Annotated in this window: 20 protein-coding genes and 1 riboswitch; of the genes, 13 read left to right on the top strand and 7 right to left on the bottom strand. The window is 47.1% G+C overall.

The annotated features are described in order from the left end of the window. Positions 1-293: 293 nt before the first annotated feature. From AC5162_RS05180 to AC5162_RS05155, 6 genes are all read left to right on the top strand, one after another. Complete coding sequence (locus AC5162_RS05180; protein WP_496534194.1) at positions 294-1,223, top strand: aspartate carbamoyltransferase catalytic subunit; 930 nt, start codon at positions 294-296, stop codon at positions 1,221-1,223. After that, on the top strand, positions 1,223-2,491 hold the full coding sequence (locus tag AC5162_RS05175) for a dihydroorotase (RefSeq protein WP_496534193.1): 1,269 nt from the start codon (positions 1,223-1,225) through the stop codon (positions 2,489-2,491). The genes AC5162_RS05180 and AC5162_RS05175 overlap by 1 nt, the downstream gene beginning before the upstream one ends. Before the next feature lie 4 nt (positions 2,492-2,495). After that, entirely contained in the window at positions 2,496-3,587 is a 1,092-nt protein-coding gene (locus AC5162_RS05170) for a carbamoyl phosphate synthase small subunit (RefSeq protein ID WP_496534192.1), read from the top strand. A gap of 1 nt (position 3,588) precedes the next feature. Continuing rightward, entirely contained in the window at positions 3,589-6,765 is a 3,177-nt protein-coding gene (gene carB, locus AC5162_RS05165) for a carbamoyl-phosphate synthase large subunit (RefSeq protein ID WP_496534191.1), read from the top strand. Continuing rightward, positions 6,765-7,700: a dihydroorotate oxidase gene (locus AC5162_RS05160; RefSeq protein WP_496534190.1), complete on the top strand. Its 936-nt coding sequence runs from the start codon at positions 6,765-6,767 to the stop codon at positions 7,698-7,700. Before carB ends, AC5162_RS05160 begins: the two co-directional genes overlap by 1 nt. A 104-nt stretch (positions 7,701-7,804) precedes the next feature. After that, the gene (locus AC5162_RS05155; RefSeq protein ID WP_496534189.1) at positions 7,805-8,461 is read left to right on the top strand and encodes a glycoside hydrolase family 73 protein; all 657 of its coding nucleotides are present in this window, start codon (positions 7,805-7,807) and stop codon (positions 8,459-8,461) included. 64 nt (positions 8,462-8,525) lie between these two features. On the opposite strand, the gene AC5162_RS05150 is transcribed toward AC5162_RS05155, so the two are convergent. Further along, positions 8,526-8,882: a hypothetical protein gene (locus AC5162_RS05150; RefSeq protein ID WP_496534188.1), complete on the bottom strand. Its 357-nt coding sequence runs from the start codon at positions 8,880-8,882 to the stop codon at positions 8,526-8,528. A gap of 167 nt (positions 8,883-9,049) precedes the next feature. Next, positions 9,050-10,222, bottom strand: coding sequence for an ATP-binding protein (locus AC5162_RS05145; RefSeq protein ID WP_496534187.1), 1,173 nt, complete (start codon positions 10,220-10,222; stop codon positions 9,050-9,052). A 138-nt stretch (positions 10,223-10,360) separates the two neighbouring features. Here AC5162_RS05145 and pcrA point away from each other — a divergent pair, with 138 nt between their 5' ends. The 3 genes from pcrA to AC5162_RS05130 all read left to right on the top strand — a co-directional run bounded on the left by pcrA (position 10,361) and on the right by AC5162_RS05130 (position 15,936). Next, complete coding sequence (pcrA, locus tag AC5162_RS05140) at positions 10,361-12,610, top strand: DNA helicase PcrA (RefSeq protein WP_496534186.1); 2,250 nt, start codon at positions 10,361-10,363, stop codon at positions 12,608-12,610. An 87-nt stretch (positions 12,611-12,697) separates the two neighbouring features. Further along, positions 12,698-14,734, top strand: a complete 2,037-nt coding sequence (ligA, locus tag AC5162_RS05135; RefSeq protein WP_496534185.1) for an NAD-dependent DNA ligase LigA — start codon at positions 12,698-12,700, stop codon at positions 14,732-14,734. Between the two features lie 59 nt (positions 14,735-14,793). Next, positions 14,794-15,936 (top strand): CamS family sex pheromone protein, encoded by a 1,143-nt coding sequence (locus AC5162_RS05130; protein ID WP_496534209.1) that lies wholly within the window; start codon positions 14,794-14,796, stop codon positions 15,934-15,936. Between the two features lie 75 nt (positions 15,937-16,011). On the opposite strand, the gene AC5162_RS05125 is transcribed toward AC5162_RS05130, so the two are convergent. Beyond that, a complete protein-coding gene (locus tag AC5162_RS05125) occupies positions 16,012-16,920 on the bottom strand; it encodes a hypothetical protein (protein WP_496534184.1) in 909 nt (302 codons plus the stop codon). Between the two features lie 69 nt (positions 16,921-16,989). Next, positions 16,990-17,074: riboswitch (SAM riboswitch) on the top strand. Positions 17,075-17,155: 81 nt separating this feature from the next. Here AC5162_RS05125 and metK point away from each other — a divergent pair. Further along, positions 17,156-18,313, top strand: coding sequence for a methionine adenosyltransferase (gene metK, locus AC5162_RS05120; protein ID WP_496534183.1), 1,158 nt, complete (start codon positions 17,156-17,158; stop codon positions 18,311-18,313). A gap of 57 nt (positions 18,314-18,370) precedes the next feature. Here metK and AC5162_RS05115 read toward each other — a convergent pair whose 3' ends face one another. The 4 genes from AC5162_RS05115 to AC5162_RS05100 all read right to left on the bottom strand — a co-directional run bounded on the left by AC5162_RS05115 (position 18,371) and on the right by AC5162_RS05100 (position 22,952). Continuing rightward, positions 18,371-19,255 (bottom strand): hypothetical protein, encoded by an 885-nt coding sequence (locus AC5162_RS05115; protein WP_496534182.1) that lies wholly within the window; start codon positions 19,253-19,255, stop codon positions 18,371-18,373. Positions 19,256-19,384: 129 nt separating this feature from the next. Then, complete coding sequence (gene ppcA / locus AC5162_RS05110; RefSeq protein ID WP_496534181.1) at positions 19,385-20,902, bottom strand: phosphoenolpyruvate carboxylase; 1,518 nt, start codon at positions 20,900-20,902, stop codon at positions 19,385-19,387. Positions 20,903-21,055: 153 nt separating this feature from the next. Then, on the bottom strand, positions 21,056-22,738 hold the full coding sequence (rnjA, locus tag AC5162_RS05105; RefSeq protein WP_496534180.1) for a ribonuclease J1: 1,683 nt from the start codon (positions 22,736-22,738) through the stop codon (positions 21,056-21,058). A gap of 1 nt (position 22,739) precedes the next feature. Continuing rightward, the gene (locus tag AC5162_RS05100; RefSeq protein WP_496534179.1) at positions 22,740-22,952 is read right to left on the bottom strand and encodes a DNA-dependent RNA polymerase subunit epsilon; all 213 of its coding nucleotides are present in this window, start codon (positions 22,950-22,952) and stop codon (positions 22,740-22,742) included. Between the two features lie 197 nt (positions 22,953-23,149). Between AC5162_RS05100 and efp the strand changes: the two genes are divergently transcribed. The 3 genes from efp to nusB all read left to right on the top strand — a co-directional run bounded on the left by efp (position 23,150) and on the right by nusB (position 24,655). Beyond that, the gene (gene efp / locus AC5162_RS05095; protein WP_496534178.1) at positions 23,150-23,710 is read left to right on the top strand and encodes an elongation factor P; all 561 of its coding nucleotides are present in this window, start codon (positions 23,150-23,152) and stop codon (positions 23,708-23,710) included. An 82-nt stretch (positions 23,711-23,792) separates the two neighbouring features. Beyond that, positions 23,793-24,248 (top strand): Asp23/Gls24 family envelope stress response protein, encoded by a 456-nt coding sequence (locus AC5162_RS05090; protein WP_496534177.1) that lies wholly within the window; start codon positions 23,793-23,795, stop codon positions 24,246-24,248. Next, a complete protein-coding gene (nusB, locus tag AC5162_RS05085; protein WP_496534176.1) occupies positions 24,245-24,655 on the top strand; it encodes a transcription antitermination factor NusB in 411 nt (136 codons plus the stop codon). The genes AC5162_RS05090 and nusB overlap by 4 nt, the downstream gene beginning before the upstream one ends. The last annotated feature ends 17 nt before the right edge of the window (positions 24,656-24,672 follow it).

Below are 24,672 nucleotides of genomic sequence, written 5' to 3'. Positions count from 1 at the left end.
TGTGTGTTGAATTTGAAAAAGGCTTGCCAATTCTAAGTCCGGGTGCTAAGATAATAGCAACGAAATAAAAGTTGCAATCCTTTAAAGCCGACCAGAGAGTCGCTAAGGTGGAACACGCAACAAGGCGATGGTTGGAAAAAGTCCAACCCCTGGGCGAGACCCTGGTTAGCCTTGTCAAAGGTCGAAGTACAACATTAGACAAAAGACCACCCACTGACGCTCTGATCATACGATCAGGGCGTTTTTTATTGGACAAATGCAGCGAAGTCGAAAAAGCCAAAAAGGAGACTTCTATGACAAATTGGGAAAACTGCTTGGACTTAGCGGACTTATCCATTGACCAGCTCGGGGACTTGCTAGCACTAGCAACCAGCTACCAAGCTGGTCTACCAGCACCAGCTTTAAAGCGGCCGGTCTATGCTGCTAACTTATTCTTTGAAAACTCAACCCGGACCAAGTCATCCTTCCAAATGGCTGAAAAGAAGTTGGGCGTTGACCTAATTGAAATTAACCCGCAAACCTCATCAGTGCAAAAAGGCGAGACCTTAGCCGATACTTTGCGAACCCTCCAGGCCATTGGCGTTGACTTCACGGTTATTCGTCATAGTCAGACTGGCTGGTACAAGGACCTGGTGGAAAACCCCTTTGTCAAGCTTGGCTTGGTGAACGCTGGTGATGGGGCGGGTGTTCATCCTTCCCAAACCCTGCTTGACCTACTAACAATTCAAAGTGAATTTGCCCGCTTCGACGGCTTGAAAGTCGGTATTATCGGTGACTTGGACCATTCCCGGGTAGCGCGGTCAGATGCCAAAATCTTAAAAGAACTTGGCTGTGACCTGTACTTTGCCGGACCAAAATCCTGGTATAACGAAGACTTTGACCAGTACGGCCACTTTGGTACTTTAGAAGATATTTTGCCGAAGTTAGACGTTGTCATGCTTCTTCGGGTCCAGTTGGAACGGTTTGATGAAGCCAACCGCGATGCCTTCACCGCCGTTGATTACTTTAAGACTTATGGTTTGACAAAAGAAAAGGCCCAGGCGATGAAAGACCACGCGATTATCATGCACCCGGCCCCAGTTAACCGCGATGTGGAAATTGCATCAGTCTTAGTTGACGGTCCCAAGTCACGGATCTTTACCCAAATGAAAAACGGCGTCTACGCCCGAATGGCGATGCTAACCAAGGTTTTGCAGAGTCGGAACCTGATGGAGGAGAATTAATGAAGCTCTTAGTCAAACATGCAGTGATTGATGGCCACTGCCAAGACATCTTAGTTGTTGATGGTCAAATTGCTAAAATTCAAGCTGGCTTGGACGTGGCGGCTGATGAAGTGATCAACGCCAAGGGGGCCACGGCTATCCCAGGTTTGATTGATGTCCATGTCCACTTCCGCGAACCAGGACTAACTTACAAAGAAACGATTGAAACTGGTTCAAAGGCGGCTGCTCGAGGTGGCTTTACCACGGTTCTAGCAATGCCAAACGTCAAGCCGGTCGTGGATACGGTTGAAAAAATGCAGGCCCAACAGGAATTAAACCGAAAAAACGGTCAGGTTAAGGTCTTGCAATACTCAGCAATTTCTCCTGATTTGACGGCTAAGACACCGGTTGATATTCACCAGATGGCCGCAAACGGTGCCATTGCCTTTTCAAACGATGGTCACGGCGTTCAATCGGCGAAGACAATGTTGGAAGCTTTAAAGGCCTTGAAGTCGACTGGAAAGGTCTTGTCAGCTCACTTGGAAGATGAATCCTTAGCAGATGGCGGTATCATTAATGACGGCCAGGCAGCTGACAAATTCAACTTGCCAGGGATGACCGGCTTAGCCGAATCAACTCAGTTGGCCCGGGACTTGGTGATGGTCCAACAAACTGGTGCCAAGTACCACGTCGCACACATTTCAACCAAGGAATCAGTTGACCAGGTCCGCTTGGCGAAGAAGGTTGGTGTGAACGTGACCGCTGAAGTTTCGCCCCACCACCTGTTCTTAGACGACGGGATGATTCCAGCCGACGATGCCATGTTCAAAATGAACCCGCCACTCCGGTCACGGTCCGACCGGGAGGCCTTGATTGCCGGTTTGCTCGATGGCACGATTGACATGGTCGCTACGGACCACGCCCCTCATAGCGAGGATGAAAAGATCGGCTCTTTCCGAGACTGCTCCTTTGGGATTGTGGGTCTTGAAACAGCCTTTCCACTGGTTTACACCCGCTTTGTTAAGAGTGGCTTGGTTGACTTAGAAACGCTGATCAAGTGGATGGTCCAAGCACCTAAAGACCGCTTTGGCCTGGAAAATGCCGGTGACTTAACGGTTGGCTCAGCGGCTGACTTTGCCCTGGTTGACCTTGTCCACCCTTATCAAATTGACCCGAAGGACTTTGAGTCGATGGGACAAAACACACCATTTGCCGGCCAAGAGGTCTACGGCAAAATCTTAAAAACATTCGTAAATGGCCAGTTGGCCTATCAAGTGACAAAGGAGTAAGACAATGCAAGGGTACTTAGTATTGAAAAACGGTTCGGTTTACGCCGGCCAACGCTTTGGTTCAACGAAAGAAGTTTTAACAGAAGTTGTCTTCTCAACGGGGATGACAGGTTACCAAGAAACGATGACTGACCCTTCTTACTTCGGTCAAACGATGGTCTTTACTTACCCATTGATTGGTAACTACGGGATTAACTTGGATGATAACGAAGGAATTGGGTCGAAGCCAGCCGTTGACGGGATTATCGTTAAGGACTTGGCCCGTCGCCCAGCTAACTTCCGCTCAGCGATGACAGTTGAAGAATATGCTAAGCAAGAGGACTTGCCAATTTTGTCTGGGGTTGATACCCGTAAGTTGGCCAAGGAAATCCGTGATGCTGGTTCGATGCCCGCTGTGATTGTTTCGAGCCTTGACCAAGATAAAATTGATGCTTTATTTGCCCAAGATTACCCAAGCTTGTTGTTAAAGCGGGCGAAGCACGAACGTCAAATTGAAACCTTTGAAGGTCAACCTGGTGGACCTAAGGTTGCCTTGCTCGACTTTGGCTTGAAGGGCTCAATCGTCCAAGCCTTGCAAAAGCGCGGTGCAACGGTGACAGTCTTCCCCGGAACGACCCCAGTGGAAGTGATTGAGGCTGCTAACCCTGATGGTATCTTGCTGTCAAATGGCCCTGGCGACCCAATGCAGTATGGCTATGCTTCTAAGACCATTTTGGCCTTGCAAGAAAAGTACCCAATCCTAGGAATTTGCCTGGGTCACCAGCTCTTTGCAATTGCTAACGGTGCCAAGACTTACAAGATGAAGTTTGGCTACCGTGGCTTTAACCACGCGGTGACCGATGTTGACCACGAACGCAAGTACTTTACTTCGCAAAACCATGGTTATGCCGTTGATCGGGACTCACTAGCCGGTACTGGTCTGGAAGTCACCCACGAAGAAATTAACGCTGAAACAGTTGAAGGAATCCGCTTGAAGGATAAGCAGGCTTGCTCCGTCCAGTTCCACCCGGATGCTTCGCCTGGACCGCACGATGCTGAATATATCTTTGATAACTTCTTAAACCAGCTTCAAAAAACGCAAAAAAAGGGAGCCTAACATGCCAAAGCGCAATGACATCAAAAAAATCTTGGTTATCGGATCTGGCCCAATTGTAATTGGCCAGGCTGCTGAATTTGACTACTCCGGGTCACAGGCCTGCCTGTCTTTGAAAGAAGAAGGCTACCAGGTTGTCTTGATTAATTCTAACCCGGCCACGATTATGACTGACCAGGAAATCGCTGATAAGGTCTATGTGGAACCAATCACCTTAGACTTTGTCAAAGAGGTTTTGTACCAAGAAAAGCCTGATGCCATTTTACCAACTTTGGGTGGGCAAACTGGGTTGAACATGGCCAAGGACTTGGCTGACCACGGAATTTTGCAAGAACTCGGCATCGAATTGCTGGGAACCAAGCTCCAGGCGATCGAACAGGCCGAAGACCGGGAATTGTTTAAGGACTTAATGGCCGAATTAAACGAGCCAGTTCCTGAGTCTGACATTGCCACAACAGTCCAAGAAGCCAAGGACTTTGCCACAGAAATCGGCTACCCAGTGGTTGTCCGCCCAGCTTATACTCTAGGTGGAACCGGTGGGGGCTTTGCCAACAACGAAGAAGAACTCGAATTGATTGCCGACCACGGTTTGGAACTGTCGCCAGTTACCCAAGTTTTGATTGAAAAATCAATTGCCGGCTACAAGGAAATCGAGTTTGAAGTCATGCGGGATGCCGCCGACAACGCCTTGATTGTGGCGGGAATGGAAAACATCGACCCGGTTGGCATTCACACTGGGGATTCAATCGTTGTTTCCCCAACGCAAACTTTGTCTGACCGCGACTACCAAATGATGCGGGACTCGGCCTTGAAGATTATCCGGGCTTTGAAGATTGAGGGCGGCGTTAACATCCAAATGGCCTTGGACCCTAAGTCCTTCCAGTACTACATCATTGAAGTTAACCCCCGGGTTTCCCGGTCATCAGCCTTAGCTTCCAAGGCAACGGGTTACCCAATTGCCAAGATGGCCGCTAAGATTGCGGTTGGCTTGAATTTGAACGAAATTAAAAACCCAGTGACGCAGACCACTTGGGCGGCCTTTGAACCAGCCTTGGACTATGTGGTGACGAAAATCCCACGCTTCCCATTCGACAAGTTTACCGCTGCCGACCGGGTCTTAGGCACGCAAATGAAGGCCACCGGCGAAGTGATGGCCATCGGTCGGACCTTGGAAGAATCTTTGCTCAAAGCCGTTCGGTCACTAGAAGTCGACTTGAAGGACTTGCGGGCTGGCCACTATGACGGGGTTGCAACAAAAGACCTCCTCGACCAGTTGATGCCCGCTAAAGACGACCGGATCTTTGTAATTGCCGAACTCTTGCACCGTGGCGTCACTATTGAACAAATCCATGACATTACCAAGATGGACTTGTTCTTCTTGGATAAGATTTTGCACATTGTGGAAGTTGAACAGACCGTTTCAGCTCAGCCAGATGACCTTGAAACTTTACACCAAGCAAAGCAACTTGGCTTCTCAGACGACTGGTTAGCAGCCTTGCGCAACAAGGGTGAATCGGCCAGCGACTTCCGGGCCTTCCGCCTGGAAAATGACCTTAAGCCAACCTTTAAGATGGTTGACACAGTTGCCGGGGAATTTGAATCAAAGACCCCATATTATTACGGCACTTATGAAGATGAAAACGAGTCAATCGTGACCAAGCAGCCTTCTGTTTTGGTCCTTGGTTCAGGGCCAATCCGGATTGGCCAAGGAGTCGAATTCGACTATGCCACGGTCCATGCTGTTAAGGCGATCCAGGCCGCTGGCTATGAAGCCATTATCCAAAATTCGAACCCTGAAACGGTCTCAACTGACTTTGCCATCTCTGACAAGTTGTACTTTGAACCATTGACTTTAGAAGACGTCTTGAACGTCGTCGAATTGGAACAACCGGTTGGCGTTGTTGTCCAGTTTGGCGGCCAAACAGCCATTAACCTAGCAGCCGACTTGGAACAGGCTGGCGTGAAGATTCTGGGAACGACCGTAGCCGACTTGGACCGTGGTGAGGACCGGGATGAATTTGCCAAGGTGATTGAAAAACTCGCCTTGCCAAAGCCAAAGGGTGAAACAGCCACGACCAAGGAAGGGGCCTTGAAGGCTGCTAATGACCTTGGTTACCCAGTTTTGATCCGCCCATCTTATGTTATCGGTGGTCGGGCCATGGCAATTATTGACTCTGACGCCGACATGGAGGCCTACATGCAAAAGGCGGTCAAGGTTTCAAATGACCACCCGGTTTTGATTGATGATTACTTGACCGGCCAAGAAGCCGAAGTCGATATTATTTCAGATGGCCAAGACGTGGTTATCCCTGGTGTAATGGAACACATCGAACGGTCCGGGGTCCACTCAGGTGACTCTTATGCGGTTTATCCAACCCAAAAGATGTCACAAAAGGTGAAAGACCAAATTGTGGCCGCAGCGATGGCCTTGGCTAAGGAATTGCATGTGATTGGCCTAATGAACATCCAATTTGTCATCCATGACGAAGTCGCCTATGTAATTGAAGTCAACCCACGGGCGTCACGAACGGTGCCGTTTTTGTCAAAGGTAACCGATGTGCCAATGGCCCAGGTTGCTACCAAGGTTATGCTTGGGCAAACTTTGGCCGACCAAGGGTTGCCAGCTGGTCTGGTCCCAGAACCAGAGACGGTTCATGTCAAGGCCCCAGTCTTCTCCTTCAACAAGCTGGCCGGCTTGAACTCAACGGTTGGCCCAGAAATGAAGTCAACGGGTGAAGTAATGGGTTCTGCTAAGACCTATGCAGATGCTTTGACCCGGGCAATGGCCGGGGCCGGGGTGCCGAAGCTGTCAGAAGGAAGAGCCTTGTTTGATTTGGCAGCAGCGGACCAAGAAGAAGGCTTGCCAATGGCTAAAAAGTTGGCTGACCTTGGCTTTACCTTAGCTATTCCAGCCGGTCAAGCAGACTTTTACCAAGAAAATGGCCTGACGGTCACAACCACCCCAGCCGACTTGAAAAAGGCAATGTTTGATGGCGACCTGCAGTTGATGGTTAATACTATTGACCAGGCCGACCAGGCTTTGTCAGCAGAAAGTCCAGTCCGGGCGGCAGCGATTGAAAACGAAGTGCCGGTTTTGACCGCCTTGGATACTCTAGCGGCCTACTTGACTGTTTTAGCTGACCATAATAACGACCACACCGTTACACCATTGGGAGAATAATGATGACTGTTAACTTACAAGCAACCTTTGCTAACCAGACTTTTAAGACACCGCTATTAAACGCCTCTGGCATTCACTGCCAAACCAAAGAGGAACTGGCGGACTTGGACCAAACTTCAAACTTAGGTGGGATTGTGACCAAGTCGGCGACCCTGTTGCCCCGGCCTGGAAATGAAAATCCGCGCTACTATGACTTGCCCAACGGTTCGATTAATTCGATGGGCTTGCCAAATTTGGGCTATGACTTCTACTTGGACTACGTCCAACAAGACCAGTCCAAGCCAGTGATTCTGTCAGTTGCTGCTTTGTCAGCCGCTGATGCGATTAAGTTGTTAAAGGAAGTTCAAGAATCTGATTACCAAGGACCAACGGAATTAAACCTGTCTTGTCCAAATATTGTCGGCGAACCACAGTTGGCCTATGACTTTGCCGCTACCGATAAGGTTTTGGCAGAAATCTTCACTTTCTTTAAGAAGCCTTTGGGCGTGAAGTTGCCACCATACTTTGACTTGGTTCACTTTGACCAAATTGCAAATGTCTTGAACAAGTACCCCTTGACCCACGTCAACACAATCAACTCAGTTGGAAACGGTCTCTGGGTCGATATCGACAAGGAACAAGTCGTGACCAAGGCCAAGGGTGGCTTTGGTGGTGTTGGGGGCGCAATGGTTTTACCAACTGCCTTGGCCAACGTCCGAGCTTTGCGCCAACGCTTGAATGCTTCGATTAAGATCATTGGAACCGGTGGGGTGACGACCGGGGCCGATGTCTTTGCCCACTTGCTGTGTGGGGCTGACCTGGTTTCAGTTGGAACTCAGGTGATGAAAGAAGGCCTTGGAATCTATGACCGCCTGGCCCAGGAATTAGCTGACATCATGGCTGACAAGGGCTATATCAGCATCGAAGGCTTCCGTGGCAAGTTGAAGGAATTGTAAGAATAAATTTTAGAGTTATGCATTGGGCATAACTCTTTTTATTTGGCATTCTTATCAACCAAACTGTATACTAAAATAGAATATTTAACGTTATAGGAAGTAAGATGGCCAAGAAAAAGAAGAGACGGACAAGACGGCGGAAAAAATGGTTTTCTTTGCCGAAAAATAAACATGAACGCCGGGTTTATTATTTGACGGTGGTGGTGTTTTTAGCCATTCTGATTACCGCAGCGGTGGCTGGGACTAAAACAGTTGTTCACCACGAAGAAGTCAAGCGAGAGAAGACGGCTAAGGAAGAGCAAATCCGTGTTTGGGCAACTTATGCTCAAAAGATGCAGAGCCAATACCGTGTTTTGGCCTCGATTTCAGTGGCTCAGGCGATTCTGGAATCAGACTGGAACCAGTCCTCATTGGCCAAAGACCAGCATAACTTATATGGGATCAAGGCTAGCAGCACGGAGGCTGGGGTAATCGTGCCAACCAAGGAATATGAAAACGGGTCTTGGATGACGGTTAACCAGAAGTTTGCCAGCTATTCAACTTGGCAGCAATCCATGAAGGCTCATTCCCAGTTATTGGCGAACGGAACTCAGTGGAATGCCAACCAATACCAAGACGTGCTCGCAGCCAAGAACTACAAACAGGCCGCTCAGGCCTTAGTCAAAGATGGCTATGCAACTGATCCTGATTACGCTACTAAGATTATTACCGTGATTGAAAAGTGGTACTTGCAACGCTTTGATTTGGCGGGCACGGATTAAAGATAAAAACGACCTATCTGACGATAGGCCGTTTTGCTTTATATCAAATATTCATTTTAAACGGCTAATTCTTCTGATTTTTCATCCACCAGAAAGCATAGACCAATGCAACTAAAAAGATAATAGTTTCTACGATAAACGTCACTAAGGAGGAGTGACTAGGAACAAACTTCTGTGACAGCAGGTTGATAAGGGCGAATAGTGAATAGTATAGACTAAAACCGATGATATATCGATTAATAATTGTCGCTTTGCCTTTTTGACGGGTATAGATGGTCGTTATAAGTGCAACAATCAGACCTGTGCACAAGACAATCAGGTCAGAATGATTTGGAAGGTAAGCGTTTGATAGGTTTTGAATGGCTGTCAAAAAGCCAACTGTAATCATAACCATCCAGATAAATTTTGTTTTTTCCTTCATTTCATACTCCTCTTTTCTATCTTTTAAAAAGTTCTAGAAAGAGGTTATCATGGCCAAAGGCTTTTTGCGATAACACCGTCATTAATTTTTATTAACGAATATAACATCGCTGATTAGTCTAAAAAAGCCACCTTCAAATTGGGTGACTATCTTACTTGGTGTATTCATTATTGGTCATGAACCTTGACTCGTTTAACCTTGGTTTGAATGGTTTTGACCAGGGCTTGACCAGCCGGCAACTGACCCAATTGGTGGCGGATTCGACTGGTTGGCCAAATCAAAGGCAGGTGCCGCCACTCGGTTGGATTAACTAAGCGGTGGGTGATGATGGCGGAAAATTGGCCGGTCAGGGATTCTGGTAGGTCGAGTGGGGACTGACTAGCAAAGGCAACTAACAAGCCTTCCTTTCGACCTTCTCGCAAGACCTGGGCTAAGCCGTTTTGCCGGTCATCATCACCTAAGACGAACCGGTGGCCCTCATCAATTAAGAGATAGACCGGAACTTTCTGTTCTTGTTTTGTTTGGAAGGTTAGCAGGTCTTGCCAGGCAGCCGACATGATGGCAGCTTGCAGGTGACCAAGGTCCTTTAGTTTAGCCAAATTAATACTGATCCGGTTACCAAATTTAGCCTTTGCTGCAGCTAGGTGCAATAGATAGGTCAAGTCATACTTGGTCTGTGGTTGGCCAAGCCTGCTAGCAACAGCCGAGCCGGTATTTGGCAATAAGGCCCGCAGCTGAGGAGCTGATAGAGCATCAGCTAGGTCTTGGATGGCTTCTTGGACTTCAGCTTGTTCTTCTTCATCGAGCTGGGCCTGGTGGGTTTGAATGACCAGCTTTAATTGGTCGACTAACAGGTCGAGGTCGTAGTCGGTTTGGCCAGGGAACAACTTGGCCTTTAATGTTTGGAATTCTTGGCCGGTTAAGTTTTCTTCCAGTAAGACTTGGTGAGGAGCTTTTTTGACATAGAAACTAATCCGTAAGGCAGTTTGAGCTTTGATTAACCGTTTGACCAGTGTTTCTGACCAGGTTAGGTTTAAAGCGGTTAGCAGACTGTTAGCGTCTAACTTGGTTAAGTCAAAGAAGACGTTTTTACCCAAGATGTATTCAACTTTGGCCCCTTCTTTTTTGAAGAACTCACCAGTGGGGTCAAAGACAATTTGTCCTAATTTGTTTGAAAGTAATTCCCGGCTAATTTGTCGGATGGTGGTCGACTTACCAGTCCCGGTTTGCCCAACAATTAAAAGGTGTGGGGAAAAGAGCTGGTTGGTGTCGATTTTGTATTTGCCAGGCCAAAGAGCCTTGGTCCCGAGGGTGATTGGAAGAGCCTTGCTAGCAGTCATAAAAGTACCTTTCTATACTGCCAAGATACCCTTAAAGGGTGAAAAAGTAAACATGAATTTTACCGGTTTTCACCACCGGAAATCAGCAGAAGATATGGTAAAATAGAAGTACTAGAAAAAACGATTTAGGATGGCAAAATGACTCTTGAAGCACTAACTAAAGGGATGAATAGCAAGCAGGCCGAAGCGGTTGCCACTACGGAGGGACCGCTTTTAATTATGGCTGGGGCCGGGTCAGGGAAGACCCGGGTTTTGACTCACCGGGTGGCGCACTTGATCCAAGATTTAGATGTCGCTCCTTGGCGAATTTTGGCGATTACTTTTACGAACAAGGCTGCCCGCGAAATGCGGGAACGAATTGGGGCCTTAGTTGATGAATCAGTTGCTCAGTCAATCTGGGTATCAACCTTTCACGCCTTGGCTGTCCGGATTTTACGCCGGGACGGCGAGCAAATTGGCCTGGGGAAAAACTTTACGATTTTAGATAGTTCTGCCCAGAAGACCTTGGTCAAGCGGGTGATTAATGATTTGAACTTGGATTCGAACCAGTATGACCCTCGGACCATCCTTGGTACGATTTCAAATGCGAAAAATGACCTGGTCACGGCTAAAGACTACCAGGAAAAGGCTGCCAACTTTTACGAAGAACGGGTTGGGGAAGTTTACTTTTCTTACCAAAAGGCTTTGCGCCAGGCCCAGTCAGTTGACTTCGATGACTTGATCATGTTGACGATTGAACTCTTTGAAAAGGCGCCAGATGTTTTGGAGCGGTACCAGACTCAGTTCCGCTACCTCCACGTTGATGAGTACCAGGATACCAACGATGCCCAGTACAAGATTGTCAACATGTTGGCTCAAGGTTCGAAGAACTTAGCCGTTGTTGGGGATGCTGACCAGTCGATTTATGGCTGGCGGGGTGCCAACATGCAAAATATTTTGAACTTTGAAAATGATTGGCCTGAAGCCAAGTCCGTCTTCTTGGAACAAAACTACCGGTCAACCCAGTCAATCTTGGATGCCGCCAACGATGTGATTAACCACAACAACGAACGGGTGCCCAAGAAGTTGTGGACCGAAAACGGGGCCGGCGATAAGATTACCTATTACCGGGCTCAATCAGCCCAAGACGAAGCTTACTATGTCTTAGGCCAAATCCAAAAAGGCCAGCGGGAAAAGAAACAGTCCTTGTCAGACTTTGCCATCTTGTACCGGACCAACGCCCAATCCCGGGCGATGGAAGAATCCTTGGTGAAGGCCAATATTCCTTATACGATTGTTGGTGGCCACAAGTTCTACGACCGCAAGGAAATCTTGGACGTGATGGCTTACTTGTCATTGGTCGCTAACCCGGCTGATAACGCTGCTTTGGAACGGATTATTAACACGCCTAAGCGGGCGATTGGCCAATCAACGGTCGACCGGCTCTTTGCCTTTGCAACTCGGATGGATATGCCAATGTTAGCAGCCATCGACCAGGTCGAACTAGCCACCGATATCCGTCCGGCCGCTGCAACCAAGTTGTTAGCCTTTGCTGAAATGATGCATAACTTTACCCAGCAAGCCGAGTTCTTAAACGTTTCAGAATTGACTGACTTAGTCTTAGACCAGTCGGGTTACCGGAAAGAATTGCAAGATAAGTCGGACCCTGAGTCCCAATCTCGGTTGGAAAACCTGGACGAATTCCTGTCAGTTACTAAGGAATTTGATGATAAATACGACCCACAGGCAGAAGATTCAACCAACCCATTGACCGACTTCCTGGGTTCAACGGCCTTGATGGCCGACTTGGACAATGTCGAAGAAGACAGTGGTCAGGTGACCTTGATGACCCTCCACGCTGCCAAGGGACTGGAATTCCCGGTAGTCTTCTTGATTGGTTTGGAAGAAGGCCTTTTCCCACTGGGCCGGTCTGCCCAAGATGAAGACTTACTGGAAGAAGAACGGCGGTTGGCCTATGTTGGGATCACCCGGGCCGAAAAGAAGCTGTATTTGACCAACGCCTTTTCACGGCTGTTATACGGGAAGACCCAGGCTAACCAGCCATCCCGCTTTATCGATGAAATTTCAGCAGACTTGTTGGACCAGGCATACCCAGCTGGTTCATCCGTCCAAGCTGGCCTGTCATCGAAGTTCTTGCGGGCAACGAGTGGCACTTATAACGGTGCACCGAAGACAGCGACCCCTGTTACCAAGAAGACGGCCCAAACGACTGGCGCTGAAGGTGTCTTGTGGCAGGCCGGTGACAAGGTTTCTCACAAGAAGTGGGGGATCGGAACGGTTGTTGCTGTGACCGGTGACCAGGCTGACCAGGAATTGAAGGTTGCCTTCCCAGAAGACGGGATTAAGCAGCTTTTGGCGGCCTTTGCTCCAATTCAAAAAGTTGATTAATAAGAAGAAGTCGGGGAGCGGGCGGATGACCGTCTGCTCCTTCATTACATAAGTTTTAGATGCAGTGTACGAGTAGAAAGGATTTTTATGGCTGACGAAATTAATACCAATATTCCAACGAGTCAAGCACGGGTCACCATTAAAAACCTCCAAGAGGAGCTGACCGATTATGGGATTGCCTACTACGAAAACGATGCACCCAAGGTTGAAGACCACGTCTACGATGCCAAGTATGCTCAGCTGGTCGCTTTAGAAGCTGCCTTCCCTCAGTTTGTCACACCGGATTCGCCAACCCAAAATGTTGGTGGGGCACAGACCAAGTCTGATTTGCCAAAGGTCCAACACCCAGTGCCAATGCTTTCTTTGGGGGATGTTTTTTCCTTAGAAGAGTTGCAAGATTGGGAAAACCGGGTTGTCAAAGACTTGGGAGCCCAGCCTTCGTATAACTTGGAATTAAAGATTGATGGTTTGGCAGTTTCCTTGAAGTACGAAGAAGGAAAGCTGGTCCAGGCTTCAACTCGGGGAAACGGGTCAATCGGTGAAGACGTGACTAATAACGTCTTGACGATTAAAGACGTGCCCCAGCAGTTAAATGAGCCGCTAACAATTGAAGTCCGCGGTGAAATTTATATGCCAAAGGCCTCCTTTGCCAAATTAAACGAAGACCGTGAATTAGAGGGGCTGGACCCCTTTGCTAACCCTCGAAATGCTGCTGCGGGGTCCCTTCGACAACTCGATGCGGAAGAAACCGAGAAGCGGCAGTTGTCAGCCTTCATCTACTACACGGCTGAATCCGACCGTCTTGGGGTAACCAAGCAGTCTGATATCTTGACCCGCTTTGCCGAACTTGGCTTGCCAACCAACAAGGATAATTTGGTAATTGGCAAGATGGCCGAAATTGATGGCTACATCCAAAAGTACACCGAGGTCCGCGATGGCTTACCTTACGGAATTGATGGGGTGGTTGTTAAGGTTGATGACGTTGATTCGCAAATCGACCTTGGTAATACGGTGAAGGTCCCTCGTTGGTCGATTGCCTACAAGTTCCCACCGGAAGAAGAAGAAACGGTCGTCCGTGACATTACCTGGACGGTTGGTCGGACTGGGGTAGTAACGCCAACGGCCGTGATGGACCCTGTCCAATTGGCTGGGACTACTGTTCAAAAGGCGTCGCTTCATAACCAAGACTACCTGGAAGATAAAGACATTCGTTTGGGTGATACCGTCACTTTGCACAAGGCTGGTGATATTATTCCAGAAGTTGGTCAGGTGATTTTGGCCAAACGCCCAGCTGGGGCGGAAAAGTACTCGGTTCCGACAACTTGTCCGGACTGTGGGTCTGACTTGGTCCGAGTTGAAGGTGAAGCAGCTCTTCGCTGCATTAACCCAGCCTGTCCTGCTCAAATTCAAGAAGGCTTAACGCACTTTGCCTCACGAAATGCCATGAACATTATCGGCTTGGGCCCTAAGATTGTGACCCAACTCTTAGATAAGAAGATGATTACTGATGTCGCTTCCATCTATTCATTGACTGAAGACAAACTCTTAGGCTTGGATAAGTTCAAGGAAAAGTCGGCACAAAACCTCGTTCAAGCAATCCAGACCTCGAAAGAGAACTCAGCTGACCGCTTGCTCTTTGGTCTGGGAATCCGCCTAGTCGGTGCGAAAGCAGCCAAGTCAATCTTGTCAGAATTTAAGACGCTGAATGCTTTGGCAGTTGCCGAGACTGACAAAATTGCGGCAATTGAGGGCATTGGCCAAGCAATTGCCGATTCTGTGGTAAAATACTTTGATGAACCCCAATCACAGGCCTTGCTTGCTGAGTTGGCCAATGCGGGGGTTAATTTGGAATACCGGTCTGAGAATGGCCCAGTTGATGAAAATTCATTTTTCTATGGCAAAAAGGTTGTTTTGACTGGTAAACTAGAGATGAGTGCTCGCAGTGAAGTTGCCAATTGGCTAGAAGCACACGGCGCCAACGTTGCTGGTTCGGTTTCAAAAAAGACTGACCTGGTGATTGCCGGAGCTGATGCCGGGTCGAAGCTACAGAAGGCTGAAGACCTTGGTGTGACTGTCTGGAACGAGCAAGAATTCTTATCCGCACAGGCAAATGAAGCGGAATAAGGGCGACCGAAGGCCGTCATTTTAGTGGGACTTCCTACTGGAATCAAAGAGGATAAATGATGTTAAAACGGATTACAAAAAGAGGCTACCTCCTAATTGGAGTGGCTGTGGTTTTGATTTTAGGCCTGGCCTTTTTCTTTATTAATATTACGCAGTCGACCACAACGGTCTCCAAGTCAAAGGGTATCCAGTTGACCCAAAACTCATCTGGCAACTACCAAACGGTTATTAAAAACGGGCAGTACTTGGTTTCAGCTGCTCGCGGAATTACGGCCACGTCTTTGAACAACGCTCTGGATACCAAGGATTTTGAATCATCTTTGCTGTCACTTTCTAAGACTCACTTTAAGACTGGTCGGTATATCTTCCAAGAGGGTCAGTATTTGAGTGCCGATACGGTTAACGCGTTGTTGGCCCGGCAGACAGACTCTGATACGACTGGTTTGAACCCCAAGGATAACGGGAAGACGGACAGTAGTCGTAACCCAATCTATGTTCAAACTTTGACTGAACAAGACTTCATGACCAAAGACGGCAACAACTTGAAGTTGTCCGGTATGGTTGTCGGGGTAGCGATGAATACCCAGGATGCCTACCAGAAGGAACAGTATGGAACGACCTTCTACCAGTCAATTTCTGACGCTGACCGGATTGCCTATGGTCAAAAGATTGCACCAAAGTTGATTAAGACAATCCGTGAACAAACGGGTGTTGGCAAAAACATCCCAATTGTCTTGGCCATGTATGCCACGGCCAAGCAGGATTCTTTGGCACCAGGTTCCTTTTATTCACAAGCAACGTCAAAGTCTGGGACCAACATCGGCTCATGGTCATCAATTAGCGAACAATCGGTTGTCTTGCCTGAACAAAGTGGGTCAACGGTTGCCGTTGCTAGTGATGAAAATACTGGCTTTAACAACTTTAAGAACGATATTTCTGGCTTTTTCCCTAATATTGCTGGTGCAACTGCCACTGCAAAGTATGACAACAGTAAGTTGTCTTCTGAAAACGTGACGGTCACCACTCAGTTTTACTCTGAAACTGAATTAGAGGCCTTTACAGACTATATTTCCACTTCTGCGGTAAAGTACCTACCATCGTCTGCACCGGTTACTATCACGGTTAAAACGGCTAGTGACGTCCAAGCAATCTTGACCCGGAAGTCTGGTGAAAAGTCTTATACAATCACCATGCTTCAGTAAATTATTACTGGCAAATAAAAATCCCGGTTGAATTTATTTCAACCGGGATTTTTGATTTGAAATGATTAGTTAATCTTAATGGTAGAACATCAAGGTTGTCACCATAATACCAATGATGGCGATAATTGGTTGCCAAGTGTAAGTCATTGGCCGGATAAAGGTTAGGAAAAATGACAGGAGGGCGAAAGCGATGGCAATTAAGGTCAACAGGCCAAAACCATGGCCAATCACAAGGGCGATTAGGAATAATAAGCTCGTCAGTAAGCTAAGCTGTCGGCCCTTGGCCGTTGGTAAGAAGAGTGGGGTAAAGTAAAAGGCTGTTCCACAGATTAAGGTTGCTGACTGGGCTAAGAAGGAGGTTGGTACGTAATTACTTGTTAAAAAGTTAATTGCAACTGGGACCGTCAATGGGACTAGGATACCGATTCCTGCAATCCCAAAGCCATTTTCCAGTTGAAAGGCTCGAATTGGTAGGGCGAAGAGGAAAAAGGTTAGTAGGGCCAATAGTGCAATGATTTCAAACCGGGTCCGTAATTGTGAGGTTAAGACGACCACGACTGACAAGACCAGAAAGAGCGTTGTTTTCGGACCAGCTTGCTTGAACCGGTTTTTGACCAGCTGCCCAATGACGTAGGCAGTAATGACTGAATAAATCACTAGGGCCCAGAATTGCCAAGTTAAGAGACTGTCTAAGACAGAAGCGTAGAAGATTGGTTGCTGCCACCAGGTAATCAGTAGGCCAATCGTAAAGAATGGTGCTGTGTAGGGGTGGGGCGCTGGTAAGGTGCTAGCCTGGTGGACGGCTCTTTCAGACCGCCTTCTTTCAAAGCTAGCAACGGAGTCACCCTGGCCAGCTTCTTCTTTCCGCCTAGCCGACCTCGAAAAGAATTCGGCGGTTTTTTGTTTTGTTTCACCGTTTAGGTGGTCGAAGTTGGGCGAGTTTTGTTGCCAGTCATCTTCTTGGTTATTATTTTCTCTTGTCATTAGGCACCTCAAAAAAAAGTTAATTGCTATTTTTTATTTTAGCATGTAGAATATAAAATATAAATTACATAACTATCAAGAGCAGGGAAGTGATACAGCACGGTGAACCTGCACCAACCGGCATTAGCACGGTGGTAATTCTGTAAGATAGGCAACTTGCAAAGCGCTTTTGGTTGTCGAAAGCGCTTTTCTTTTGCCCCTAGATTGTTAGTTGAAGATCAAAAGGAGAAAAGAAATGACAAAGTACTTTACCGCTGAATCCGTTGCCAATGGCCACCCCGACAAGGTTGCCGACCAGATTGCTGATGCCATCTTGGATGCCGTTTTGGCAGAAGACCCCAATGCTCGCGCTGCCATTGAAGTCACGACCTCAACGGGGGATGTTTCCATCTTTGGTGAACTATCAACCACGGCTTATGTGAATGTCCGCCAAATCGCCGTTGATACGATTAAAGAAATTGGTTACGACCAACCGGAATACGGGTTCTCGGCTGATTCCATTAATGTTTCGAACAAAATTGTTGAACAGTCACCAGATATCGCCCAGGCCGTTGATGCCGCCGATGATGACCCTGACCAACTAGGGGCAGGGGACCAGGGAATGGTCTTTGGCTATGCCACTAACGAAACGGCTGACTACTTACCACTAGCCTTGGATCTTTCTCATCAATTGATGCGTAAGATCAAGGACATTCGTGAGGCCAAAGAAGTCGACTACCTCCGGCCAGATGCTAAGGGTGAAGTGACTTTGGAATTAGCCGATGATGGGACGGTCAACCGGATTTCAGCCGTGGTTTTATCGACTCAGCACAATGAAGACGTTAGTTTGGAAACTTTGCGGGCTGACATTAAAAAGTTAGTCATTGACCAGGTTTTGCCAGCCAACCTAGTGGACGAAGAAACCCACTACTATATCAACCCATCTGGTCGCTTTGTCTTGGGTGGCCCTCAAGCTGACTCTGGTTTGACTGGTCGCAAGATTATTGTCGATACCTACGGTGGGGCTGCCCACCACGGTGGTGGGGCCTTCTCTGGTAAGGATGCTACTAAGGTCGACCGGTCTGCTGCTTACTACGCCCGTTACGTCGCTAAGAACTTAGTAGCGGCTGGTGTTGCTGACAAAGTTGAACTCCAAGTGGCTTACGCCATTGGCGTTGCCAAGCCGGTCTCACTGACAATTGATACCTTTGGCACTGCTAAGGTGGATGAAAGCAAGATTGAAGCAATCGTTGCCGACTTATTCGACTTCCGCCCCTTGTCAATTATTAACAACCTAAACCTTCGCCGGCCAATCTACCAGCAAACAGCTGCCTACGGTCACTTTGGTCGTCCAGACTTAGACCTTCCTTGGGAAAAGTTGGACCAGGTGAAAAAGATTAAGGCTGCCCTTTAAAACAAATTAATTAAAAAGACTAGGACAAACTGCAAAAGCAGTGAGTCCTAGTCTTTTTTAATCCTGATTTTCAATTAACGGGTAAGTTGTCCTCTTTAAAGTAAAAGAGTAAGCCCCGTTTTTCAATTGCCGGCCATCTGTCTTGACGGTTTGAATGTCAGCAATGTGAAAGTTGGCTGAATCGGGCAATTCAATCGTGGTAAAGCCTTGGCGCCCGGGATTTTCAATGCCCTTTTTGTTGTTTTTATAGGACTTCCAGAGACGAAAGACAGGCAACTGGTTTAAAATCCGTAAGGTTGTGCCGTCGTCTTCTTGGTTCAAAGTTAATTGCAAGGCCATTGTTTGAGCATAGCGTTGGTAAGTTGAACCAAAGCGGAGCGTCCAAGAGTAAGTCAAACCATTGGTATTAGCCGATGATAGTGACAAAAAGTCGCGAAGTTGGTGGTAGGCATGGCGCAAGCGAACCCGCTTGTCATCTGGCATGATGGCTGAAAAGTCAGGACCGACTTGAACGGTGTCAAAGAAGTATTGGCGACCAGTTTGAGGGACCTGCCCCTCGATGACGCCCAGTTGGTGGTTAGCAACTTCATTGACCGCCAAAGACCGGTTGATTTGGTTGGTTAAAGCGTTTAAATCAACGCCTTTTTCTGGCCAGTTAGCTAATAGGATTGGCCAGCGGTAGTCTTCATTTAGGTTCAAAAAACCAGCAACAGCTTCGTTCAAAGAAGACTTGTTACCAACAATTACGATCGGTTGAGGGTTTTCAAGGTCCATTGACCGGGCAACTCGCTTGGCTAATGCAGTAATCGAGTTATGACCATTATTTTTTTGAAAGGATAGGGCCGAGTCTGAGTGGTTTAATTGACCCTCAAGCTGGTCTAAAAGCTTGCGATCTTTGTCTCTTACAACGGTTGTATCAATAATATAGTGTGCTTGAATCATAATTTTCTACTTTAGTGGATAAAAAAAGCATGCTAGGAAGCATGCTGATGGTTGGACAATCAGTAAGAACTTACTTAATAATCCATTATAGCAGAAAACCGGCCATTTGACTGGTTTTTGCTTGGTAAATTAACCCAAGAAGTGCCGCAATTGGGCCATGTTGTTAATCAAGGCGGTGATGGCAACTGGGGCTCCAGACTTGAATTCAACAACCTGCAGGGCGATTTCGGCGTGCTGTTCTTCGGCCAAAGTAGTTGGACCAACCTTCAAATTAAAGGCGTCCTTGAGTAAGTTAATATCTTCTTCGATTTCGGCCCAGGCAGGACTTTCAGTCTTTAAGATGGCCAAGGCGTCGAGGTTAATATAGTGGAAGATTTCTTCAAAGTCGGCCTGCATACTTGGGTAGTATTGGTCCAAAACAGCCCGTTCATGGTCAGATAAGCTGTTCAAAGCCCGACCAAAGCCAATTAATTCTGGTGGGACACCGATTGAATAAAAGGCACCGGTAAAGTTAATTGCCCGGGGAAGTTCGACATTATCGACTGACCGTGAGTAACCGAGGACACCAACGTGTTGGCGACGGTCACGGCGCTTTGGAAAGGCCTTAAAGATTGGTTGGACGTCTGGAACGATTTGCTCCAGGGTGTCTTGGTAGAACTTGGCTGCCCGCTGGGCAATTGTTGATAGGACTTCTTCATCCGCAGCCGCAATCGAAATTGGCTTGGCCTTTGGCAGCTCTTCCTTCAAGAAGGCAATTGCTTGTTTGCTTTCTTCAATTGGGAAGTCATAGCGGAAAGCTGATTGGATGGTAGCAGTCCGGATTCCAGGGAATTCCTTCACGTAACGCTTCACTCGTTTAGGAGAAAGGCCACCACGGAAAATAGCTGACCCTGTTCCAGAAATTGGGTAAATTTTAATTTCTTCTTCTTCGGCGAATTCATGTAAGCGGGCTAGGGCTAATTTGTTACCGATGATGGATGATAAGAAGCCGGCTGACAAAGCAGAATCAGAACCAGCCAAGAAGACCCGGAGGTGCTTTGGACGAAAGCCAAAGTGCTTTTCGTGCAAGTCCAAGTACTCCTTCAAAATTTCAGGAGCGTGGTATTGGGTTTCAAACTCCTCAAAGAGGGGAATCATTTCGATGTAGGCTTTGTTGTCTTCTTCAGGCGTAAAAGTAGCATCCTTGAATTGGGCTAGCTTTTCAAACAAGAGCTGCATCTCTAAGATTTGGTCGGCCCGTTGGGCCATTGGTAAGATGGCTTCAAATAGGGGCCGTTGGTCAAAGCCTAAGTCATTAGCAAAATCTTCAGAACTCAAAAAGGCAGTCATGGCCTGCATCAAGTTATAACCTTTTTCTTCCCAAATATTTGGAAAACGGAAGGTCAAGAATTTGTCACGACCAAGTTGGTGGTCTTTAAAGTAGTCATAGCGGGTCGAAAAGAGCCGGTCGATGACGGCTGCGTCGGCGTGTTTACCTTCCCAGTCCCACATGTATTCGTCAACATCCAAAACCTTATAGTTATGGTAGGCTTCATCGGTTTCCCGGTAAGCTGAAATAAATGGTTGTTGGTTTTTGTCCCAGAAAGGGGCGTTGGCGTTATCTGGGTGTTGCGTTCCCATAATGGCGGGAATCTTGCGGTCTGTCATCGGTAGTACTCCTTATCCTGGCTAATAACGGATATTTTATTGAATTTCTAAATCAAATTAAACAAAACATTAACGTTAATACTATAATAACAAATTTAAGCTGAAAAAAACGCCCCCAAAAGCAATTTTTTAGGAACGTTTTCAGTATTTATTTTAAATCATAATCAACATTGGCAAGATCATTGGCTTGCGGGCAGTTTCCTTATGCAAGTACTTCGATAAGTCATCGATAATCGCTTGACGGATATCGGACTCTGAAGCACCCTTTTGGGCCATTGCCTTGCGGATGGTGTTGAAGATAACGTGACGGCCATCGTTAATCAAATCTCCGGATTCACGCATATAAACGAATCCACGAGATAAGATATCAGGGCCTGAAAGAATTTCTTTCTTCTTCAAGTCGATGGTAGCAGTCACAATTACTAAGCCGTCTTGTGAAAGCTTCAAGCGGTCGTGCAAGACGACTGAACCAATGTCACCAATTCCAGAACCGTCGATGTAAGTATCTTCGGCAGGGAAGTGACCAGCAGCCCGAGGTGGGTTCACCCCATCAAGGGCTAAGACGTCACCGTTTTCTAGGATAAAGGTGTGGTCCTTTGGCACGTCTAATTCTTCAGCCAAACCAGCGTGAACCTTTAACATCCGGTATTCACCGTGGACCGGCATAAAGTATTCCGGCTTCATCAGTGAAATCATCAACTTTTGTTCTTCTTGGCCACCGTGACCAGAAGTGTGAATGTTGTTTAGCTTACCGTGGATGACGTTGGCACCGCCTTCTTCCAACTTGTTAATCACGGCGTTCACAGAACCCGTGTTACCAGGAATTGGCGAAGAAGAGAAAATGACATTATCGTTTGGCTTCAACTTAACTTGCTTGTGAGTGCCATTGGCAATCCGAGCAAGGGCGGCCATTGATTCCCCTTGAGAACCAGTTGAAAGAATCAACAATTCGTCATCGGGGATGTTTTTGATTTGTGATTGCTCAATCAAAGCGTCGTCTGGGATGTCCAAGTAACCAAGGGCCCGGCCATTTTCCATGGCAGACTCCATTGACCGACCGAAGACAACAATCTTACGACCGTGTTTGATAGCGGCATCCGTTGCCATCTTGATTCGGTTCATGTTCGAGGCGAAGGTGGCAAAGATAATCCGACCATGCTTCAACTGGTTGAAGAGCTTATTAACGGTCTTTTCCACCCAAGCTTCTGACTTGGTCCATTCGGGCCGTTCAGCGTTGGTTGAATCAGACATTAAGAGTAAGACACCTTCGTGTCCCAAGCGGGCCATTGACCAAAGGTTTGGCTTTTGCTTGGTTGTCGGGGTCAAGTCAAACTTGAAGTCCCCAGTTTCCACGATGGTACCGACTGGTGTTTTCACAGCAACGGCAAAGACATCGGGGATTGAGTGGGTAGTTCGAACGAATTCAACTGACATTTGGTCAAATTGAATGGTGGAACCATCCGTAATTTCATGCAATTCAGCCCGGTTTAAGAGCTGCTTTTCTTCCAACTTATTGCGGATCAAAGCCATTGCAAGTGGGCCGGCGTAAACTGGAACGTTGACTGCCTGCAAGAAGTATGCGATCGCCCCAATGTGGTCTTCGTGTCCGTGGGTGATTACAAGCGCCTTGATGCGGTCAGCGTTTTCGACTAAGTACGAGTAGTCGGGGATGACGTAGTCAATCCCTAATAGGGAATCTTCTGGAAACTTAATTCCAGCATCCACGACAATGATTTCGTCTTGGTATTCGATTCCATAAGTATTCTTTCCAATTTCACCAAGTCCACCAAGCGCGTAAACGCCGACTTCGTTTGGCTTAATATCAACTTTTGACATATTAGAAAGTGGTTAATTCAAAGTCCGGGTTAGCCTGTTCGTACACCAGGGCAGCATCGGATAATTCAGCAACATCTTCGATGTTAAAAGTTGTCTTTTCTTGGACAACTGCCAATGCAGCTGCCTTTGAGTCGGCCTCTAAGTAAAGGGCCTGAGTTGTTTCCCGCTTTGGATTGCGGTTCTTAGTGGTTTGATAGTAAACCTTGTAAACCATGATTTTTGCCTCCAAATTTAATTTTTATTAATCATGAACGAAAACCTTATCTTCTATTTTAGCACAGCTAGGGTGGACTTGCCTGGTTTTCTTAGCGGAATTAACCGATTTTACCGCTTTTTAAAAAGCAGGCGTGAAAGTAGGCGGAAATTTTGGTATACTAACAAGTAATTACTAAATGAACGAGGGATATACTCATGGCAATTGGCATGAATGATTTGAAAACAGGTTTGACGATTGAATACTCAAACTCAATTTGGCGTGTTATTGAATTCCAACACGTAAAGCCTGGTAAGGGAGCGGCCTTTGTCCGTTCTAAGTTGAAGAACTTGCGGACTGGTGCCGTTAACGAAGTAACTTTCCGTCCTGGAGATAAGTTTGAACAGGCTGAGATTTCAACTCGCCCAATGTCTTACTTATATGCTGAAAATGATGGTCGGGTGTTCATGGATACTGAAACCTACGAACAAATCAACATTTCAGATGACAACTTGCAAGAAGCCTTGAAGTACATGCTTGAAGGTATGGAAGTTAAGATTACCATGTATGGCTCAGAAGTCTTGGGTGCTGAATTGCCTTCTTCTGTTTCATTGAAGGTTATCGAAACGCAACCAGGAATCAAGGGCGCAACTGCTACTGGTTCTGGTAAGCCTGCGACTGTTGAAACTGGGGCAACCATTACGGTCCCTGATTTCGTTAACGAAGGCGAAACAATTATTGTTAATACTGAAGATGGGTCATACAAAGGTCGGGCCTAAGCTTTACGAGGCTGCTTTCATTTGATAAAAGCAGTCTTTTGCGTTTTTAGTACCAAGTTTGGGATTTTTTTGGAGGTAAACCATGACAAAACAAGCAACGCTTGCACAGGCAAATTTCTTACTGGCAGCCGATGAAGCTAACCAAGAAGAAAAAGGCCAAACCATGGTGGCAAAGGATGCCGTCGAATTAATCGCCCAGGCCGCTACCAAAGAAGTTAAAGGCGTAAAAGCCATGCATACGAAAGTTTACGAACACTTTCCCAAGTCTTTGTCACCAAAGACTAGGGGAGTGGTGATGCATCAGGATGGCAAAGTTTTGAACTTTGACGTCTCTGTGATTTTGACTTATGGTGTGGTGGTGCCAAAGGTGGCCTTTGCCATCCAACAATCCATCAAACAAAACGTGACGAACCTAACTGGCTTAATGGTTGGGGCAGTCAACGTTACAATTTCCGGCTTGGTTGCTGAAAAAGATAGCGATGTCTTGGACCCGAACCACTTATTTGACCAGGACTTTACAAAGGAGCCCAGCAAATGACCCAATTATCACGACATGAAGAGCGCCGGGCTGCTCTACAAATTTTATTTGCTTGTGTCAAGCAAGCACCAGCTGAAGCCGAGATGGACCTGCTTTATGACTTGGTCTTAGAAGACCAAGAGTTCCAAGCCTTTTTGCCTCAGTTAGTCAACGGTGTGTTGGCGAAGAAGGCTGACTTGGATGCTGATATTAGCCAGCACTTAGCCTTAGGGTGGAAGGTTGACCGGATTGCCCGGTTGGACTTAGTTGTTTTGCGAATTGCAATTTATGAGTTGCAATTGCCAGAACCAACCCCTTATAAGGTGGTTGTTGATGAAGCCGTCGAACTAGCCAAGGAATTTGCTAGTGCTGAAGACGCCCAGTTCGTCAATGGTGTTTTGAAAAACTACGCCCCAGAAAATGTTTAAAAGGGAAAAGTCGCGAA

The organism is Fructobacillus sp. ChS1-6f1-1-27, assembly GCF_059579415.1.
This window is presented reverse-complemented; position numbering and strand designations above follow the sequence as displayed.